The sequence below is a fragment of the Streptomyces sp. NPDC059853 genome, from assembly GCF_042731495.1.
Classification (GTDB): Bacteria; Actinomycetota; Actinomycetes; order Streptomycetales; family Streptomycetaceae; genus Streptomyces.
In genome coordinates this window covers 6,091-23,378 of the sequence record NZ_JBHWJL010000059.1, presented here as the reverse complement: position 1 = coordinate 23,378, position 17,288 = coordinate 6,091, and the positions used below count along the sequence as shown (strand labels likewise).

Annotated in this window: 14 protein-coding genes; 7 read left to right on the top strand and 7 right to left on the bottom strand. The window is 73.5% G+C overall.

The window, feature by feature from the left end:
• Positions 1-655, bottom strand: a 655-nt coding sequence (locus ACFV5N_RS09525; RefSeq protein ID WP_385596377.1) for a hypothetical protein, incomplete at its 3' end; no start/stop codon positions are given.
• A 307-nt stretch (positions 656-962) separates the two neighbouring features.
• Here ACFV5N_RS09525 and ACFV5N_RS09520 point away from each other — a divergent pair.
• Positions 963-1,898 carry a transposase domain-containing protein gene (locus tag ACFV5N_RS09520; RefSeq protein WP_385596375.1) on the top strand — a complete coding sequence of 312 codons (936 nt, stop codon included), beginning with the start codon at positions 963-965 and terminating at the stop codon, positions 1,896-1,898.
• A gap of 17 nt (positions 1,899-1,915) precedes the next feature.
• Positions 1,916-2,761, top strand: coding sequence for a siderophore-interacting protein (locus tag ACFV5N_RS09515; protein WP_385596373.1), 846 nt, complete (start codon positions 1,916-1,918; stop codon positions 2,759-2,761).
• Positions 2,762-3,131: 370 nt separating this feature from the next.
• On the opposite strand, the gene ACFV5N_RS09510 is transcribed toward ACFV5N_RS09515, so the two are convergent.
• From ACFV5N_RS09510 to hppD, 6 genes are read right to left on the bottom strand one after another with little or no spacing between them, the layout of a single operon-like run.
• Positions 3,132-4,385 (bottom strand): FAD-dependent oxidoreductase, encoded by a 1,254-nt coding sequence (locus tag ACFV5N_RS09510; RefSeq protein ID WP_385596370.1) that lies wholly within the window; start codon positions 4,383-4,385, stop codon positions 3,132-3,134.
• Positions 4,382-6,070, bottom strand: coding sequence for a prenyltransferase/squalene oxidase repeat-containing protein (locus ACFV5N_RS09505; RefSeq protein ID WP_385596367.1), 1,689 nt, complete (start codon positions 6,068-6,070; stop codon positions 4,382-4,384). Before ACFV5N_RS09505 ends, ACFV5N_RS09510 begins: the two co-directional genes overlap by 4 nt.
• A gap of 17 nt (positions 6,071-6,087) precedes the next feature.
• Positions 6,088-7,134 (bottom strand): polyprenyl synthetase family protein, encoded by a 1,047-nt coding sequence (locus ACFV5N_RS09500; protein ID WP_385596364.1) that lies wholly within the window; start codon positions 7,132-7,134, stop codon positions 6,088-6,090.
• Entirely contained in the window at positions 7,131-8,141 is a 1,011-nt protein-coding gene (locus ACFV5N_RS09495) for a prenyltransferase (RefSeq protein ID WP_385596380.1), read from the bottom strand. The genes ACFV5N_RS09500 and ACFV5N_RS09495 overlap by 4 nt, the downstream gene beginning before the upstream one ends.
• Positions 8,065-9,330, bottom strand: a complete 1,266-nt coding sequence (locus ACFV5N_RS09490) for an acyltransferase family protein (protein WP_385596361.1) — start codon at positions 9,328-9,330, stop codon at positions 8,065-8,067. Before ACFV5N_RS09490 ends, ACFV5N_RS09495 begins: the two co-directional genes overlap by 77 nt.
• A complete protein-coding gene (hppD, locus tag ACFV5N_RS09485) occupies positions 9,327-10,415 on the bottom strand; it encodes a 4-hydroxyphenylpyruvate dioxygenase (RefSeq protein WP_385596358.1) in 1,089 nt (362 codons plus the stop codon). Before hppD ends, ACFV5N_RS09490 begins: the two co-directional genes overlap by 4 nt.
• A gap of 311 nt (positions 10,416-10,726) precedes the next feature.
• Between hppD and ACFV5N_RS09480 the strand changes: the two genes are divergently transcribed.
• The 5 genes from ACFV5N_RS09480 to ACFV5N_RS09460 all read left to right on the top strand — a co-directional run bounded on the left by ACFV5N_RS09480 (position 10,727) and on the right by ACFV5N_RS09460 (position 17,140).
• Positions 10,727-11,785 carry an iron-siderophore ABC transporter substrate-binding protein gene (locus tag ACFV5N_RS09480; protein ID WP_385596355.1) on the top strand — a complete coding sequence of 353 codons (1,059 nt, stop codon included), beginning with the start codon at positions 10,727-10,729 and terminating at the stop codon, positions 11,783-11,785.
• A gap of 20 nt (positions 11,786-11,805) precedes the next feature.
• A complete protein-coding gene (locus ACFV5N_RS09475) occupies positions 11,806-12,846 on the top strand; it encodes a FecCD family ABC transporter permease (RefSeq protein ID WP_385596353.1) in 1,041 nt (346 codons plus the stop codon).
• On the top strand, positions 12,843-13,934 hold the full coding sequence (locus ACFV5N_RS09470) for a FecCD family ABC transporter permease (RefSeq protein WP_385596350.1): 1,092 nt from the start codon (positions 12,843-12,845) through the stop codon (positions 13,932-13,934). The genes ACFV5N_RS09475 and ACFV5N_RS09470 overlap by 4 nt, the downstream gene beginning before the upstream one ends.
• Positions 13,931-14,755 (top strand): ABC transporter ATP-binding protein, encoded by an 825-nt coding sequence (locus ACFV5N_RS09465; protein ID WP_385596347.1) that lies wholly within the window; start codon positions 13,931-13,933, stop codon positions 14,753-14,755. The genes ACFV5N_RS09470 and ACFV5N_RS09465 overlap by 4 nt, the downstream gene beginning before the upstream one ends.
• A gap of 132 nt (positions 14,756-14,887) precedes the next feature.
• Complete coding sequence (locus ACFV5N_RS09460) at positions 14,888-17,140, top strand: family 2 encapsulin nanocompartment cargo protein terpene cyclase (protein ID WP_385596344.1); 2,253 nt, start codon at positions 14,888-14,890, stop codon at positions 17,138-17,140.
• Positions 17,141-17,288 lie beyond the last annotated feature (148 nt).

Here is a 17,288-nt window from a genome sequence, read left to right as displayed (position 1 = left end):
GGAGCAGGCCCTTGGACGGGATGTTCTTGTGGGCGTTGGAGTCCCACATGTTGATGGTGTGGGGGTCGCCGCTCGACTCGCGCATCAGGTTCTTGTAGATGCCCTCGTACGAGCCGGGGATGCCGTTCTCGCGCAGGACGTCCAGCGCCTCGTTGATCCACTGGTCGATCTGCTCGGACGAGGCCGGCTGCGGCTTCGGCTGGTCCTTCTTGTCGATCACGACCAGGGTGCCGTCCGCGTTGTACTCCGCGCCGCGGCCCTTGTCGGCGGGCGTGGCGGCCTCGGCCTCGGCGGCGGTGTCCGCGGCCGCGTCGGTGGCGGTGTCGGCGGCCGTGTCGGCGGCGGCCGTGTCGGTGGCGGCCGTGTCGGTCGCGGCGCCGGAGTCCGTACCGGTGTCCGTGTCCGCCGTGTCGGCGGCCGTGTCATCGGCGGAGTCGGTGGCGGGGGTGGTTCCGGGCAGCCCGCTCTGCGTCTGGAGGGAGAAGGCGGCCGGTGCGCTGGTGCTCGTGGCGGTGGGGGCCACGGCGGAGTGGTGCGGCTCGGCCACGGCACCGGGGGCGTGGACGAGGGACAGGGCCGCGGCCCCGGCGGTCACGATGCCGGCCACAGCAGCCGTGCGGGTCCGGATGCGGGAAACGCCGTGGGTGGCGGTCATGCACATACACCTCGTTCCTCAGGAGAGCGGGAGAAATGCCGCGAAGTGCAGCGATCGCCAGCGTGCGGGCACCCCGCCCCCGGTGGCAAGGAGGTCATCTGCGACCCGGCTTCGTAGGCTCCGGGACCGCTCTTCCCCCCGCCGTTACGCGCGCCAGCAGGCCCGGCTCCTATCGGGCTTCGGATGTGACGGCCGTCTCGTGCCCCGCCTCACAGCCGGGCCGCTCCAGAGCGCCCGCGCCACCACGCTCCGCCCGCGCACCACTACGCGACAGCACCCAATGACCGCGCCGGTCGTTGAACCGCACGTGCTACAGCCGTCACCGACCAGACATCTGCACGACCGCATGGAGATCCGGGCGCTGATCCGGACCTTTCCGCCCCGGCTCGTCGATGAAGTCCTCGCCGAGCACCAGCGCAGAACCCCGCGCAGCGTGCTCTACACCGTGCTCGCCCAGCATCTGCTGACCACCCGCACCAGTACGGACATCCTCCGCCTGCTCGCGCACGCCCTGGACACCCAGCGGCGGCCCGGCTGGCAGCTCCCGAACGGCCCCACCGCGCTCGCGCAGGCGCATCAGCGGCTGGGTCCCGGCCCGCTGAAGAGCCTGTTCGGGCGGCTGTGCCATGCCGAGAGCGCCCAGACCCGCTACCGGCGGTGGCGGCTCATCACCCTGCACGAGGTGCTGTTCGCGCTGCCGCCCACCCACGCCAATGTCCAGCACTACGGCGGCCCGAACGCCCGGCTGACCACGCTCACCGCGTACGGGACGCCCACCACGCTCGCCGCCCGGATCACGCCGCACCACGCGACGGACTTCTCCGGGGTGCTCAAGCCGGGGACGCTGCTGTTCGCCACTCCCCTGCCGAGCGCGCCGGAGCGGCTGTGGGAGCGGTGGCGGCGCTTCCGGGCCACCGGGGCCGATCTGGTGTGGGAGGTCGGGCAGGGCACGGAGCTGCCGGTGCACACGCCGCTCGACGACGGGACGTATCTGACGCGTCCCACGTCGGTGCGGGTGCTGCACCGCTCGGAGCGGCTGATCACCACGCTCACCGACCCGCTGGCCGCACCGGGCAACGAGCTGGTCACCCTCCATCACCATCAGCACCGGGCGACGGCGCCCGCCCGCTCGGACACCACGCGGCTGGACACGCCGACACCCCGGATCACCGAACAGCACATCTGGGCCGAGTTGCTGATCCACCACCACCGGCACAACCCTCCGCAGGTTAGGCTTACCTAACCAACAGGAAGGGCGTCATGGGCACCATCGTCACTCATCGTGGTCGGGTCCTGCGGACGGAACGGCTCAGTGCACATCTCATCCGGGTGGTCCTCGGGGGTGAGGGACTGCGGGAGTTCGCCGTCGGTCCGTACAGCGACAGCTACGTCAAGCTCGTCTTCCCGCAGCCCGGGGTGGCGTACCCGGAGCCGTTCGACGTGGCGGGGATACGGCAGACGCTGCCGCGCGACCAGTGGCCCGCCACCCGCACCTACACGGTGCGCGCCTTCGACCCGGCCGGGCCCGAGATGACCATCGACTTCGTGTACCACGGCGACACGGGCCTGGCCGGGCCCTGGGCGGCGGCGGCCCGGCCCGGTGACGAGCTGGCCCTGCTCGGGCCCGGGGGCGCGTACGCGCCGGACCCGGACGCCGACTGGCATCTGCTCGTCGGCGACGAGAGCGCCCTGCCGGCCATCGCCGCCTCCGTCGAGCGGCTGCCGGAGGGGGCGGTGGCCCGGGTGTTCGTCGAGGTCGCCGGGCCCGGTGAGGAGATCAAGCTGACGCCGCCCGCCGGGGACGTGGACGTGGTCTGGGTGGACCGCCGCGAGGGGCGGTACGGCCGGGCGCTGGTGGAGGCCGTGACCGCGCTGGAGCTGCCGCCCGGACGCGGGCAGGCGTTCGTGCACGGCGAGGCGAACTGGGTCAAGGAACTGCGGCGGCATCTGCGGCGGGAGCGCGGGATGACGCCCGCGCAGCTGTCCATCTCCGGGTACTGGCGGTACGGCAGCGACGAGGACGGCTGGCAGGCGGCCAAGGCGGAGTTCAACCGCCGGGTGATGCAGGAGCAGGAAGGCGAACAGGAACAGCCGGGCGCGGCCTGAGCAGTCGCACAGGCCCGCGGCGGGGCAGGCGGGGGTAGAGCCGGCGCCGTGAAGTGATCTCCCCGTGGCGCTCCCGGAGTCGCCACCGAACGCGAAACCGTCGCGCGCGTACGGCCGTGGGCTGTGCGTGACCTCACGGGGAGATCATCACGGTGAACGACACCACACCCGCCTCCGCCTCCCCTCCCCCGCCTCCCGGAGCCACACCGGAGGCCACCCTGGCCGCCTTCGTCGCCCGGGCCGAGGCCGGTCCTGCCGTCGAGGCGGCGGCCCGCCGGGCCGGTCACGGCCGGGTCCTGACTCCTGCGGCTCCGATCCGCGTCTGCTGCGCCGGAGCTGACGGGCCGTCCGGCCGGACTGCGCGGCGGCCTCACCCGGGGCGCCACCCCGGGACGCGGGCCGACCGGGGGTCGGGCAGGCCCAGTTGGTGCAGGCGGTCGAGGGGGGCGAAGGGGTGGATGCCGAGGCCGGCGAGGTTGTACGTGGCGGTGTAGCGCAGCCGGGGGCTGCGGTGGGTGCGGCGCAGGGCGCGGCGGCCGAGGGCGCGGGCGGTGCGGCCGGTGGCGGTGACCAGGCGGGCCGCGTCGTGGCTCATGACGGCCATGTGCCGGATCCAGGGCAGGCGTTCGGCCTGGTAGGCGGCGAGGGCAGCGTCGGGTCCCGGGGCGGTGGCCAGGTGGTGGGCCAGGGCGTGCGCGTCGCAGATGGCGGTGTTCATGCCCTGGGCGGCGAGGGAGTGGACGGCGTGTGCGGCCTCGCCGACCAGGGCGAGGCCGGGGGCGGTGAGGGTGGGGGCGGTGTAGTGGCGCAGCGCGAAGATCTGGCGGGAGGCCAGGGAGCCGGTGACGCGTTCGGTGAGGGGGCGCAGCGCGGGTGTGTCGTGGTCGAGGGCGGCGGCCCAGTGGGTCATGGCGGTGTGGTCGGCGCCGCGGATCTCGTCGGGGTGGACCTGGCAGTAGAGCCGGGTGCGGCCGTGTGGGAGGGGGTACACGAGGCGCAGTCCGCGGGGGGTGCGGTAGGCGGTGATGGCGCCGGGTTCGGGGGGTGCGCCGGGCAGGTCGAAGGCGATGAGCCGGTGGGCGTAGGTGCGCGGGTGGACGGTGATGCCGGCGGCGCGGCGCAGCCGGGAGGAGATGCCGTCGGCGGCGACGACGAGGGGGGCGCGCAGGTCGCGGGTGTCGCGGCCCTGCCGGACGCGGACGCCGGTGACGCGGCCGGTGGTGTCGTGCAGGAGGGTGTCGGCGAGGGCGCCGCGGCGGAGTTCGACGTGCGGGGGCAGGGAGTGGGCGAGGGTGGTGAGGATGGTGGTGTGGTCGTGGCTGTAGAGGGTGCGGTATCCGGCGGGGAGGGTGGTGTAGTCGAAGAGCATGAGGGGGGTGGCGTCCGGGCCGCGGATGGTGAGGCGGGCGAGGGGGACGGCGCCTGCGGCGGTGAGGCGGTCGGTGACGCCCCACTGGTCGAGGACGCGCAGGGCGCCGGGCTGGAGGACCTCGCCCTTGGCGATGGCGGGCTGGTGGTGGTGCCGGTCCAGGACGAGGGTGCGCAGGCCGGCTCCGCCGAGGGCGCGGGCGGTGGCGAGCCCGGCGGCTCCGGCGCCGCAGACGATGGCGTCCCAGGCCGTCATCCGTGGGCTCCCGGTGGTGCGGTGCGGTAGTGGGCGGCCAGGGCGCCGAGGGCGAGGCCCTGGGCGATGAGGTGGTCGGGGTAGGCGAGGTGGTCCTTGATGTACCAGCAGGCGGGGCCGGGTTCCCAGGTGCCGTCGGGGCGTTGGGCGGCGAGCAGCCAGTCGGTGCCGCGGGCGGCGGCGGTGCGGGCGACGGGGTCGTCGGTGAGGTGGCTGAGGGCGTGGACGGCGCGGGCGGTCTCGTCGGTGGTGCCGGGGCCGGTGGCGGGCGCGGCGCCCCAGGAGCCGTCGGCGAGCTGGGCGGTCAGGAGCCAGGCCCGGGCGTGGGTGGCGAGGAGGGTGTCGGTGAGATAGAGGCGGGTGCAGGTGTGCAGGACGGCGGCGGTGGCGGGGACGCCGCCGCGGTGCCACAGGGCTTGGTGGGAGCCGTCGGGGTGGGCGTGGACGGTGAGCCAGCGCAGCGCGCGGCGGACGGCGCGGTCGGTGGCGGGGGCTCCGGCGGCGGTGAGGAGGTCGACGGCCTGGGCGGTGGCGTGCGGGCAGGCGCGGTCGGCCGGGCAGCGGGTGTCGGGGGTGAAGATGCTCCAGGAGCCGCGCCGGTCCTGGCGGGAGCGGAGCCAGCGCGCGCCGTCGGCGAGGGTCCGGCCGTGGGAGCGGGTGGCGGCCAGGGCGCCGAGGGCGGCGGCGGTGTCCAGGACGTTGGGCCAGCCCTGGGCGCCGGACCAGGCCCAGCCGCCGGGTGGGCAGTCGAACAGCGGGAACGGGGTGGTCTGCCGGCAGTCGAGGAGCCAGGTCGTGGCGCGCAGGACGCGGGGGTCGGTGCGGTGGCCGGCGTGGCAGAGGGCTTCGGTGACGAGGGCGTGGCCGACGAGGTCGACGTCGCGGTCGGTCATGCCGTGCATGAGGACCCAGGAGCCGTCCGGGCGGGCGTGGGCGCGCAGATAGGAGACGGCGGCCGCGACGAGGGCGGGGGCGGTGCCGGCGTGGTGCAGGGCGGCGGCGGCGAGGCCGGTGAGCCAGGGGTCGCCGCTGCCGAGGGAGCCGACGGCGCCTTCCTGTTGTTCGCACTCCCGCAGGATCGTGGTGGCGGTGGCGGTGGTGCGGTCGGCGAACGGGCCGGGGCGCAGCCGGTGCTGGAGGAGGGTGAGGGCGGCGAAGGGAGTGATGAGGAGGGAGAGGAGGTGGCGGACCAGGGGGGTGGGCAGGAGCAGCAGGGAGGTGGGGACGGCGGGGACGGCGTCGGGTTCGCGCAGCTGGGCGAGGGCGAGGAGGAGGCCGGTGAGCCGCCGGACGGTGGGGTCGGTCACGCCGTCGACGCCGCCGTGGTGGTCGAGGTGGGCGAGACCGGCGCGTACGGCGTCGGTGGTGCGGCCGGGGGCGGCGATGTGGAGGGCGGCGACGGCGGTGACGGTGGCGATGACGTTGCTGGGGCCGCTGTCGGTGACGGGCCAGCCGCCGTCGGGGTTGCGGGTGCGCAGCAGCCAGTCGGTGCCGCGGCGTACGAGGGCGGCGGAGTGTTCGGGGTCGGCGGTGTGGAGGGCGAGGACGGCGCCCGCGGTGCCGGGGACGAGGGCGGGGCGGGTGTCGTACCAGGTGCCGTCGGGGTGGAGGGTGGTGAGCAGGGTGTGGGCGGCGGTGTCGATGGCGGTGCGCAGCCGGCCGGCCCGGGTGGGGTGGGTGGTCATGGGGGCTCCCGCGCGGGTCAGCTGGTGCGGCGGCCGAGGTAGTCGATGAGGTCGATGAGGGGGCCGCGTGCGGTGCCCCGGGTGTCGGCCTCGGCGAGGCAGGCGAGGCCGCGTTCGAGGTGGTGGCGGGATTCGCGTTCGGCGAAGCGCCGGCCGCCCGCCTCCTCGACGAGTTCGGCGGCGCGGCGCAGGGCGGCCTCGTCGGGGCGGGGGGTGGTGAGGAGATCGGCGAGTTCGGCGGCGGCGGGGACGGGGGCGGCGAGGGCGGCGAGGACGGGAAGGGTCTTCTTGCCCTCGCGGATGTCGGCGAGGACGGGTTTGCCGGTCTCCTCGGGGTCGCCCCAGATGCCGATGATGTCGTCGACGCACTGGAAGGCGAGGCCGAAGTGCCGTCCGGCCCGGGCGAAGGCGGCGGTGGTGCGGTGCGGGGCCCCGGCGAGGACGGCGCCGAGTTCGGCGGCGCAGCCGAGGAGGGAGCCGCTCTTGCCGGCGGCCATGGAGCGGTATTCGGGGATGGTGACGGCGGCGGGGCCCTGCCAGGGGCGGCGGACGAAGGCGAGGTCCTGGGTCTGGCCGCTGACGAGTTCGGTCATGGCGCGGGCGAGGGTGCGGGTGGCGCGGGGGGTGTGGGGTCCTTCGTGGCGGGCGAGGGCGCTGAAGGCGAGGGTGTGCAGGGCGTCGCCGGCGAGGATGGCGGTGGCGGCGCCGAAGGTCTTCCAGACGGTGGGGCGGCGGCGGCGCAGTTCGTCGCCGTCCATCATGTCGTCGTGGATGAGGGTGAAGTTGTGGACGAGTTCGACGGCGGCGGCACCGGGGAGCGCGGCGTCGGGGGTGGCGCCGACGGAGGTGGCGGTCAGGAGGGTGAGGGCGGGGCGGATGGCTTTGCCGCCGCCGGTGCCGGGTGCGGGGGTGGGGGTGCCGTCGGGGTGGCACCAGCCGAGGTGGTAGCCGACGGCGCGGCCGAGGTGCGGGTCGAGGCCGGCGACGGCGGCGCGGAGTTCGGGTTCGATGAGGGTGCGGGCCTGTTCGGTGACGGCGGTGGGCGGCGAGCTGCTGGCGGTCACGGCGTCGGGGTCTCCTGGTCGGGGAGCGCGGGTGGGGGTGTGCGGACGGCGCGGGTGAACCAGGCGGCGAAGGCGATCAGGGTGGCGGTGCAGATGATCAGCCACGGGGTGTCGGGGTGGGTGTCGCCGGTGAGCCGGTCGGTGAGCAGGGCGAGGGTGAGGGCGGCGGCGGTGATGGGCATGTGCATGGAGGCCCAGAAGGTGACGGCGTTGTTGGTGTCGGGGCGGGTGAGGGCTTGCTGGGTGAGGCGGCGGCCGACCCACAGCGGGATGGGGCAGGTGGCGAGGAAGGCGAGGGCGGGCAGTGCGGGGAGGGTGCCGGTGACGAGCAGGGCGGCGGTGGCGCCGTAGGTGAGGGTCTGTCCGGTGAGGTAGAGGCGGGTGAGGCCGCGGGGGCCGAGGGCGACGGCGAGGGTGTGTTTGCCGGTGCGGCGGTCGCCTTCGATGTCGGCGAGGTTCATGACGGACATCCGCAGGAACTGGAGGACGAAGACGAGGGCGACGTAGGTGAGGGTGGCGGCGGTGGGGTCGCCGCCCTGGAGGCGGTGGGCGAGCAGTGGGCCGAGGCCGTACAGGACGGCGGCGCAGGCGAGTTCGCCGAGGGCGTGGTAGTTGAGGCGGGCGGGTGGTGCGGTGTAGAACCACGCGGCGGCCAGGATGGTGATCGCCATCAGCCGGGAGGTGGTGTCGGGCATGGTGGCGGCGGTGGTGGCGGCGAGGAACAGCAGGACGAAGGCGGCGCCGAGGCTGACGCCGGGGGGCAGGAGGCCGTCGACGAGGACGCGGCTGCCGCCGGTCCAGGAGGTGGGGGTGTGGTTGGCGCGGTCGGCGTCGAGGTCGAAGTATTCGTTGCAGTAGTGGGTCATCAGGTGGGCGGACCAGCCGAAGAGCAGGGTGCCCAGGTACCAGCCGGGGCTGAAGGGGTGGCCCTCATGCTGGGCCGCGGTGACGCCGAGGCCGACCACCATCATGCTCTGGAAGAGGAATTTGGGGCGTCCGAGGCGGATGAACGCGGTCAGCCGGCCGCGGGTGGTGAGGGACGCCGGTGGGGTGGCCGTCATGGGGCGCTCCTGGGCGGGTCCGGGTGCCGGGGTGGTGCGGGGCGGTGGCGAGGTGCCGGTAGCAGGGGACTTCGACGGTGCGGTGCAGCAGCCAGGCGGCGGCGAGGGTGCAGGCGGCGTGCAGCGCGGTGACGGCGAGGGCGGCGGGCAGGGGGCGTCCTTCGGCGGGGAGCAGCTGGTTGACGGTGAGGATGACGGGCCAGTGGACGAGGTAGATGGCGAAGGAGCGTTCGCCGAGGTGGACGAGGGCGGGGTGCCGCAGCCGGGTGGGCCGGCCGTCGAGGTCGGCGGCGGCCGCGGCGAGGACGAGCAGGGTGAGCGGGGCGGCGGTGACGGCGGCGGGGAGGAAGGGGAAGGGCAGCAGGGCGGCGCCGGTGGCCAGGCAGCCAAGGGTGGCGGCGCCGGCGGCCGGGATGCCCAGTGGGGGGCGGTGGCCGGCGCGCAGCCACAGGGCGGCGAGGGCGCCGAGGAGGAATTCGGGGAGCCGGGCGGCGGGCAGCATGTAGGAGATCCAGAACTGCCATTGGGGGACGTTGCCGGCTTCGGCGATGGGTGGGCCGTGGAACAGGAGGGAGATGAGGGGGACGGTCCAGACGGCGGCGAGGGCGAGCGCGGCGGCGGTGGCCAGCCGGTGGACGGGCAGCCGGCGCAGCGCGGGGAGGATGAGGGGCAGCAGGGCGTAGCAGAAGATCTCGGCGGCCAGGGACCAGGTGACGATGTTGACGCCGGCGTTGTGTTCGCGGGTGGGGATCCAGGTGTGGACGAGGAAGAGGTTGGTGAGGGCGGGGAGGGCGGGGACGGGTCCTTCGCGGGGTTCGCCGGTGGCGGCGGCTCCGGTGAGGGTGAGGAGGACGAGGGTGGCGGACCAGACGACGGCGTGGTTGGGGTAGATGCGGGCGGCGCGGCGGCGCCAGAACCGGGCCGGGGTGTCGTCGGGGCGGGCGGTCCAGGTGAGGACGAAGCCGGAGATGATGAAGAAGCAGGAGACGCCGGTCATGCCGAGCGGGCCGAGCACCAGGGCGGCGTCGGCGATGCGCTGGTCGGCGAAGGCCCCGGTGAACAGCCAGGCGTGGACGAGGAAGACGGCGGCGGCGCAGGGGAGGCGCAGTCCGGTGAGGGACGGCAGCCGGTTCACAGATTGCCCCGGCGCGCCTGTTCCCGTTCGATGGCTTCGAAGAGGGCTTTGAAGTTGCCTTTGCCGAAGCCCTGTGAGCCGTGGCGTTCGATCATCTCGAAGAAGACGGTCGGCCGGTCCTGGACCGGCTTGGTGAAGATCTGCAGCAGGTAGCCGTCCTCGTCGCGGTCGGCGAGGATGCGGTGCCGGCGCAGGGTTTCGACGGGGACGCGGGTGTGGCCGGCCCACTGGCCGAGGGTGTCGTAGTAGCTGTCGGGGGTGTCGAGGAACTCGATGCCGGCGGCGCGCATGGTGGCGACGGAGGTGACGATGTCGTCGGTGGCGAGGGCGATGTGCTGGACGCCGGCGCCGCCGTAGAACTCCAGGTATTCGTCGATCTGGGATTTCTTCTTTCCGAGCGCCGGCTCGTTGATGGGGAATTTTACGGTGCGGGTGCCGTCGGCGACGACTTTCGACATGAGGGCGGAGTATTCGGTGGCGATGTCGTCGCCGATGAACTCCTTCATGTTGGTGAATCCGAGCGCGGTGTTGTAGAAGGAGACCCAGTCGTCCATCCTGCCGAGTTCCACATTGCCGACGCAATGGTCGATGGAGTGGAAGACGGGGGGCCCGGCGGGGACGGCCGGGCCCGGGGTGGGGTGGTATCCGGGGAGGTAGGGGCCGCGGTAGCCGGAGCGTTCGACGAGGGTGTGGCGGGTCTCGCCGTAGGTGGCGATGGCGGCGCGGGTGACGTGGCCGTGCTCGTCGGCCGTCTCCCGGGGTGAGCGGAGCCCGATGGCGCCGTGCCGGGTGGCGTAGTGGTAGGCGGCGTGCACGTCGGGGACCTGGAGGGCGAGGTCGATGACGCCGTCGCCGTGCCGGGCGACGTGCCGGGCGAGGAATTCGCCGTACTCGGTGTCGGGGCGGACGGCGGAGGTGAGGACGAACCGGGCGGTGCCGGAGGCCAGGACGTAGGAGACGATGTCGCGGCTGCCGGTCTCGGGTCCCCGGTAGGCGATCTTGCGCATGCCGAAGGCGGTGGAGTAGTAGTGTGCGGCCTGCTTCGCGTTGCCTACCGCGAACACGACCGCGTCGATTCCCAGCACAGGAAAAACATCGGTATCCCGTTGCACACGGACCCCCGCTGTCCAGGATCGTACTGCTGAACTCAGCACGACGATAAGGAGATCGCCGCGGGAGCGTCAATGCGTGGTCGATAATGCCGCGGAAATGGCCGACCGGCCGGGATTTCCTGATGCATAGTGAGCGGGCGGGGAGAGGGAATTGCCCTTTTGCGGGGGCGGGCGGGGGGCGGTCGTGCGCCGGGGCGGTGGGCTGCCGCGGGGGGCCGCGGCGAGGGCTGGGGTATGGTGAGCTTAGGCTTACCTAAGCTCACCCGAGGACCTAAGGAACTTCGATGCCGTCCAGCTTCTCCCGTGCGCGCCGCACCTCTTGGGCGCTGACCGCCGCCACCGCTGCCGCCGCTCTCGTGCTCAGCGGCTGCGCCTCGTCGGACGACGAGGGCACCCCGGACGCCTCCTCGGACCAGGGGTCCGACGGCGCGGGCGCGTTCCCGGTCACCATCGAGAGCGCGCTGGGGACGGCGGAGATCACCGAACAGCCCGAGCGGGTCGTCACGCTGGGCCAGGGTTCGGCGGAGACGGCCATCGCGCTGGGCCACACCCCGGTGGGCATCGAGAGTTACGCCTGGGGCAGCGACGACAGCGGCTACCTGCCGTGGATATACGAGGCGGTGACGGAGGCGGGCGAGGAACTGCCGACGCAGTTCGCCGGGGCCGACGACATCGACTTCGAGACGATCATCGAACTGGACCCGGATGTCATCCTGGCGCCGTGGTCGGGCATCACCCAGGAGCAGTTCGACATCCTGACGGACATCGCGCCGACCGTCGCGTACCCGGATCTGGCCTGGAGCACCAACTGGGACGAGCAGATCGAGATCATCGCGACCGCGCTCGGGCAGCCGGAGGAGGCGCAGACGCTGATCGACGACATCGGCCGGCAGCTGGCCGACGCGGCGGCAACCCGGCCGGAGTACGCGGACGTGTCGTTCTCGTACATCTACACCACCGGCCCGGGAACCCTCGGCGTGTTCCTGCCCGAGGAGCAGCGGGTCTCCATGGTGTCCGCGCTGGGGCTGACCGTCGACCCGGTGGTGAACACCTTCGAGGAGACCGAGGGCACCGACTCGGCGCTGATCGGTCTGGAGAACGCCGACCAGCTGGCCGACAGTGATCTGATCTTCACCTTCTACTCGGACCAGGAGACCCGGGAGACCATCGAGGCGCAGCCGCTGTACGCGGCGATCCCGGCGATCGAGCGCGGCTCGGTCGTGGCGAGCGACGACAACCCGTTCGTGACGGCGTCCTCGATCATCAACCCGCTGACGGTGCCGTGGGTGATCGACCGCTACCTGCCGCTGATCGACGAGGCCGACGCCACCCTCGACGACTGATCCGAGAGCGGCTCGTCCAGGTGACTTCGGCAGAGGTACGCGCCCGCGCGGGCGGTGCCGGCACCGAGCGTGCCGGCACCGCCCGGCGGGTGTCGGTCGTGGTGGCGGCGGTGGTCGTGCTGGGGCTCGCGGTGGTCGCGAGCGTCACGCTCGGCTCCCGGCCGACCTCCCTGGGGGATGTGCTCGACGTGCTGTCGGGGGAGGCGGATCCGTTCGTCACCACCGTGGTGGAGAGCCGGTACCCGCGGACGGTGCTGGGCATCCTCGCCGGTCTGTGCCTGGCGGTGGGCGGCACGCTGATGCAGGGGCTGACCCGTAATCCGCTGGCGGACCCGGGGCTGCTGGGCATCAACGCGGGTGCCGCCGCCGCCCTGGTGACGGCGACCGCGCTGCTGGGCGCGCAGAGCGGCATGGGCGCGGTGTGGTGGGCGCTGGCGGGCGCGCTGCTGGCCGGAGTGCTGGTGCAGGTCATCGGCGCGGCCGGCGGCGGGTCCGGGGTGGTACGGCTGGTGCTGGCCGGGGCGGTGGTCTCGGCGGTGCTGTTCGCGTTCATCCAGGCCGTGACGCTGAGCATGCCGGAGGTCTTCGACAGCTACCGCTACTGGGTGGTGGGCTCGCTCGGCGGGCGGGACTTCGCGGTGTTCCGGGCGGTGCTGCCGTTCGCGGTGGCGGGTCTGGCGGCGGCGCTGCTGCTGGGCGGCGGGCTCAACTCGCTGGCGCTGGGGGACGAGGCGGCGATCTCGCTGGGCGCCAACCCGCTGGTGATCCGTACCGGTGCGCTGATCGCGGCCACGGTGCTGAGCGCGTCGGCGACCGCGGCGGTGGGGCCGGTGGCGTTCGTGGGTCTCGCGGTGCCGCACATCGTGCGCGCGCTGGTCGGGGTGGACTTCCGGTGGCAGATCCCGGTGGCGGCGCTGGCCGGTCCCTCGCTGCTGCTGCTGGCGGACGTGGTGGGGCGGGTGGTCATGCGCCCGCAGGAGCTGATGGTGGGTGTGGTGACGGCGTTCGTGGGGGCGCCGGTGCTGCTGTACGCGGTGCGCAGGATGAAGGGGAACGCATGACGGGGGTGACGGCCCCGGCCCGTCCGGAGCGCGCGGACGGGGCGGCCGGTGCGCCGGTGCCGCGCGGGATGCTGCGGATCGGGCGGCTGGTCGCGGTGCCGGTGCGGCGCCGTGCGCTGCTGGTGGCGGCGGTGCTCGTGGTGCTGATCGTGGTCACGGCGGTGGCGACGCTGTCGATGGGCCGGCTCGGCATCGGTCTGGGCCGGCTGCCGCAGGCGCTGCTGGGCGGGGCGGACGGCAAGGAGGCGTTCGTCCTGGAGCGGCTGCGCGGGCCGCGGCTGGTGGTCGCGGTGGGGACGGGCGCCGCGCTCGGCCTGTCCGGGGCGCTGTTCCAGTCGGTGACGCGCAATCCGCTGGGCAGTCCGGACGTGATCGGGCTGGGGGCCGGCGCCGGGGCGGGCGCGGCGGTGGCCGCGCTGTTCTTCCCCGGCGTGCTGCCGGTGCCGCTGGGGGCGCTGCTGGGGGCGGCGGTCGCGATGGCGGCGGTGTACTTCTCCACCGGGACGGGGTTCCGCAATCCGGGTCGGCTGATCGTGGCGGGCATCGGGGTGGCGGCGATCGCGCAGGCCTTCACCCAGTACGTGGTCTATGTGATGGAGCGGGAGGCGGCCACGGTGCTGGCCGCGTACGTGAACGGGTCGCTGGCGGCCCGCTCCTGGCACCACGCGACCACCATCTGGCTGGTGCTGGCGCTGGTGGTGCCGCTGACGGCGCTGATCGCGCGGCGGCTGGACATCGCGGAGATGGGCGACGAGCTGGCGCAGGGCCTGGGGGCGGAGCCGAAGCGCACCCGGGTGACGGCCGTGGTGCTGTCGGTGGTGCTGGCGGCGGGTGCGGTGAGCGTGGCGGGGCCGATCGCCTTCATCGCGCTGACGGCGCCGCAGATCGCGCGCCGGCTGACCGGGGGCACCGGGGCGCATCTGACGTTGTCGGCGCTGATGGGGGCGCTGTTGCTGACGGTGGCGGATCTGGCGGCGCAGCAGTTGCCGACGGCCACCAGTCTGCCGGTGGGCATCTACACGATGGCCCTGGGCGGCGTGTATCTGGGGTATCTGCTGGTGCGCGAGTGGCGGAGGAAGAGACTGTGAGCGAGCGGGCCGTGGCCGGTGAGGACGTGCGGGGGCTGAGCGCCCGGGAGGTGACGATCTCCTACGGGGGCCGGGACCCGGTGGTGCGGGATCTGAGCCTGGATCTGCCGGACCGCGGGCTGACGATGATCATCGGTCCGAACGGCTGCGGCAAGTCGACCCTGCTGAAGGCGCTGGCGCGGGCGGTGAAGCCGGACCGGGGGCAGGTGCTGCTGCACGGGGTGGACGTGCACACGCTGCGGGGCAAGGAGGTGGCCCGGCAGGTGGCGCTGCTGCCGCAGTCGCCGCTGGCGCCGGAGGGGATCACGGTCCGCGATCTGGTGGCGCGGGGCCGGTATCCGCATCACACCTTGCTGCGCCAGTGGTCGCCGCAGGACGAGTCGGCGATCGCGTTCGCGCTGGAGCGCACCGGGCTCGGCCACCTCGGGCAGGCGCAGGCCGGTGAGCTGTCGGGGGGTCAGCGGCAGCGGGCGTGGATCGCGATGGTGCTGGCGCAGCGCACCGAACTGCTGCTCCTGGACGAGCCGACGACGTATCTGGACATCGCCCACCAGTACGACCTGCTGGAGCTGTGCGCGGAGTTGCACCGTGAGGGGCGGACGATCGTGGCGGTGCTGCACGATCTGAACCAGGCGGCGCGGTTCGCCACGCATCTGGTGGTGATGGACGCGGGCCGGGTGGTGGCGCAGGGGCCGCCGCGTGAGGTGATGACGGCCGAGCTGGTGGGCGAGGTGTTCGGGCTGCGGTGCGACATCGTGCCGGATCCGCGGACGGGGACGCCGATGGTGGTGCCGCACGAGCGGGCGGCGTCGGCGGGCTGACACCCCCTCCCCCGTGGTCATATGTTCTGATTCTCCGGGCGGATAGGGAGGTTTCGGCGCGGGGTAGGGCCTGCGGGACGACGGACGCGCTCCGTCGCGCGACCGACGCGTTTCACGGAAGGCCAGAACCCGGTGACCCAGCCGTTCCAGCTCCCCGACTTCTACACGCCCTATCCCGCCCGGCTCAATCCCCACCTCGAACAGGCCAGAGAGCATTCGCGCCGCTGGGCCCGCGAGATGGGGATGCTGGAGGGGTCGGGCGTATGGGACCAGCGGGACCTCGACGCCCACGACTACGCGCTGCTGTGCGCCTACACCCACCCGGACGCCTCGGCCGAGACGCTGAACCTGGTGACCGACTGGTACGTGTGGGTGTTCTTCTTCGACGACCACTTCCTTGAGCTGTACAAGCGTCCGCACGACCGGGAGGGCGGCAAGGCCCATCTCGACCGGCTGCCGGCGTTCATGCCGCTGGAGGACGGTACGCCGGTGCCCGAGCCGGCCAACCCGGTGGAGGCGGGGCTGGCGGATCTGTGGGCGCGCACGGTGCCTTCGCACTCGGCGGCGTGGCGGGCCCGGTTCGCGGAGAGCACCGAGCATCTGCTCAACGAGTCGCTGTGGGAACTGTCGAACATCAACGCGCACCGGATCGCCAACCCGGTGGAGTACATCGAGATGCGCCGCAAGGTCGGCGGGGCGCCCTGGTCGGCCGGGCTGATCGAGCACGCGGTGGGCGCCGAGGTCCCGGCGGCGGTGGCGGGTTCGCGCCCGCTGCTGGTGCTGCGCGACGCGTTCTCGGACGGGGTGCATCTGCGCAACGACCTCTTCTCCTACCAGCGCGAGGTGGAGGACGAGGGCGAGCTGAGCAACGGGGTGCTGGTGCTGGAGACGTTCCTGGGCTGCTCCACCCAGGAGGCCGCCGAGGCCGTCAACGATCTGCTGACCTCCCGGTTGCAGCAGTTCGAGCACACCGCGCTGACCGAACTGGGGCCGCTGTTCGCCGAGTACGCGCTGTCCCCGCAGGAGTGCGCGGCGGTGCTCGCCTATGTGAAGGGCCTCCAGGACTGGCAGTCCGGCGGGCACGAGTGGCATCTGCGCTCCAGCCGGTACATGAACGAGGGCGCGGTCGGCGCTGCCGGAACGGCCGGCGGCGCGGGGCTGTTCGGACCCAGCGGCCTGGGCACCTCGGCGCGGCTGCCGGGCGGGGTGCGCACCACGGTGCGCGCCGAGAGGGGCCGGGCCAGGCGGCACGCGCACCGGCCGTACACGGTGACCGGTCCGCTTCCGCTGCCGGAGTTCGAGATGCCCTTCCGCACCACGCTCAGCCCGCATCTGGACGCGGCGCGGCGGCATGTCGTGGAGTGGTCGCACGCGATGGGGCTGCTGGAGCCGCAGCCGGGCGTGCCCGGCTCGTACGTGTGGGACGAGGGGAAGCTGACCACCTTCGACTTCCCGCTGTGCGCGGCCGGGATCCATCCGGACGCCTCGCCCGAGCAGCTGAACCTCACCTCGGGCTGGCTCACCTGGGGCACCTACGCGGACGACTACTTCCCCGCGGTGTTCGGGCGCGGCCGGGACCTGGCGGGGGCGCGGGCGTGCGCGGAGCGGCTGAACGCGCTGATGCCGGTGGACGGCGGAACGCCGCCCGAGCCGGGGAACGCGCTGGAGCGCTCGCTGGCCGATCTGTGGCGGCGCACCGCCGGGCCGCTGGACCCGGCGGCCCGGGCCACCTTCCGCGCCACCGTCTCGGACATGGTGGGCAGCTGGCTGTGGGAGCTGGACAACCAGGCGTGCCACCGGGTGCCGGATCCGGTGGACTACATCGAGATGCGGCGCAAGACGTTCGGCTCCGACCTCACGATGTCGCTGTCGCGGCTCTCGCACGGCAACCGGGTGCCGCCGGAGGTCTACCGCAGCGGGCCGATGCGCTCGCTGGAGAACGCGGCGGCCGACTACGCCTGCCTGATGAACGACGTGTTCTCGTACCAGAAGGAGATCCAGTTCGAGGGCGAGGTGCACAACGGGGTCCTGGTGGTGGAGAACTTCTTCGACTGCGACCGGCAGACCGCGCTGCGCATCGTGGACGATCTGATGAAGGGCAGGATGCGGCAGTTCCAGCATGTGGCCGCGCACGAACTCCCGGTGCTGTACGACGACTTCGGGCTGTCGGCGGAGGCCAGGGAGATTCTGGCGGGCTATGTGCGGGAGCTGGAGCACTGGCTGGCGGGCATCCTGATCTGGCACCGGGAGTGCGGCCGGTACGACGAGGAGGAGCTGCGCAGGCCGCCCGGGGCGGGCGGGCCGCTGCTGCCGGCCGGGCCGGTGGGGCTCGGTACGTCGGCGGCGCGGCTGTTCGCGGACCGGGGGGCGGTGCCGGTGGGCTGAGCCCGCGGGCCCGGGGCCCCGGCGGGCGCCGGGCGGCCGGGCCCCGCCGGGGGCGTGGGCCGAATTGTAAAGAGTCACCGCGGTGGTTCCCCGCCGCGGGGGGGGGTCGGAGTAGGGGTGTAGCCAGGGTCTTATAAACAAGAGTCCC

Bases quoted from the DNA above. Each gene is read 5' to 3' on its own strand.
- ACFV5N_RS09480 (WP_385596355.1), top strand. From the start codon at position 10,727: ATGCCGTCCAGCTTCTCCCGTGCGCGCCGCACCTCTTGGGCGCTGACC.
- ACFV5N_RS09505 (WP_385596367.1), bottom strand. From the start codon at position 6,070: ATGACCACCCACCCCACCCGGGCCGGCCGGCTGCGCACCGCCATCGAC.
- ACFV5N_RS09510 (WP_385596370.1), bottom strand. From the start codon at position 4,385: ATGACGGCCTGGGACGCCATCGTCTGCGGCGCCGGAGCCGCCGGGCTC.
- ACFV5N_RS09515 (WP_385596373.1), top strand. From the start codon at position 1,916: ATGGGCACCATCGTCACTCATCGTGGTCGGGTCCTGCGGACGGAACGG.
- ACFV5N_RS09470 (WP_385596350.1), top strand. From the start codon at position 12,843: ATGACGGGGGTGACGGCCCCGGCCCGTCCGGAGCGCGCGGACGGGGCG.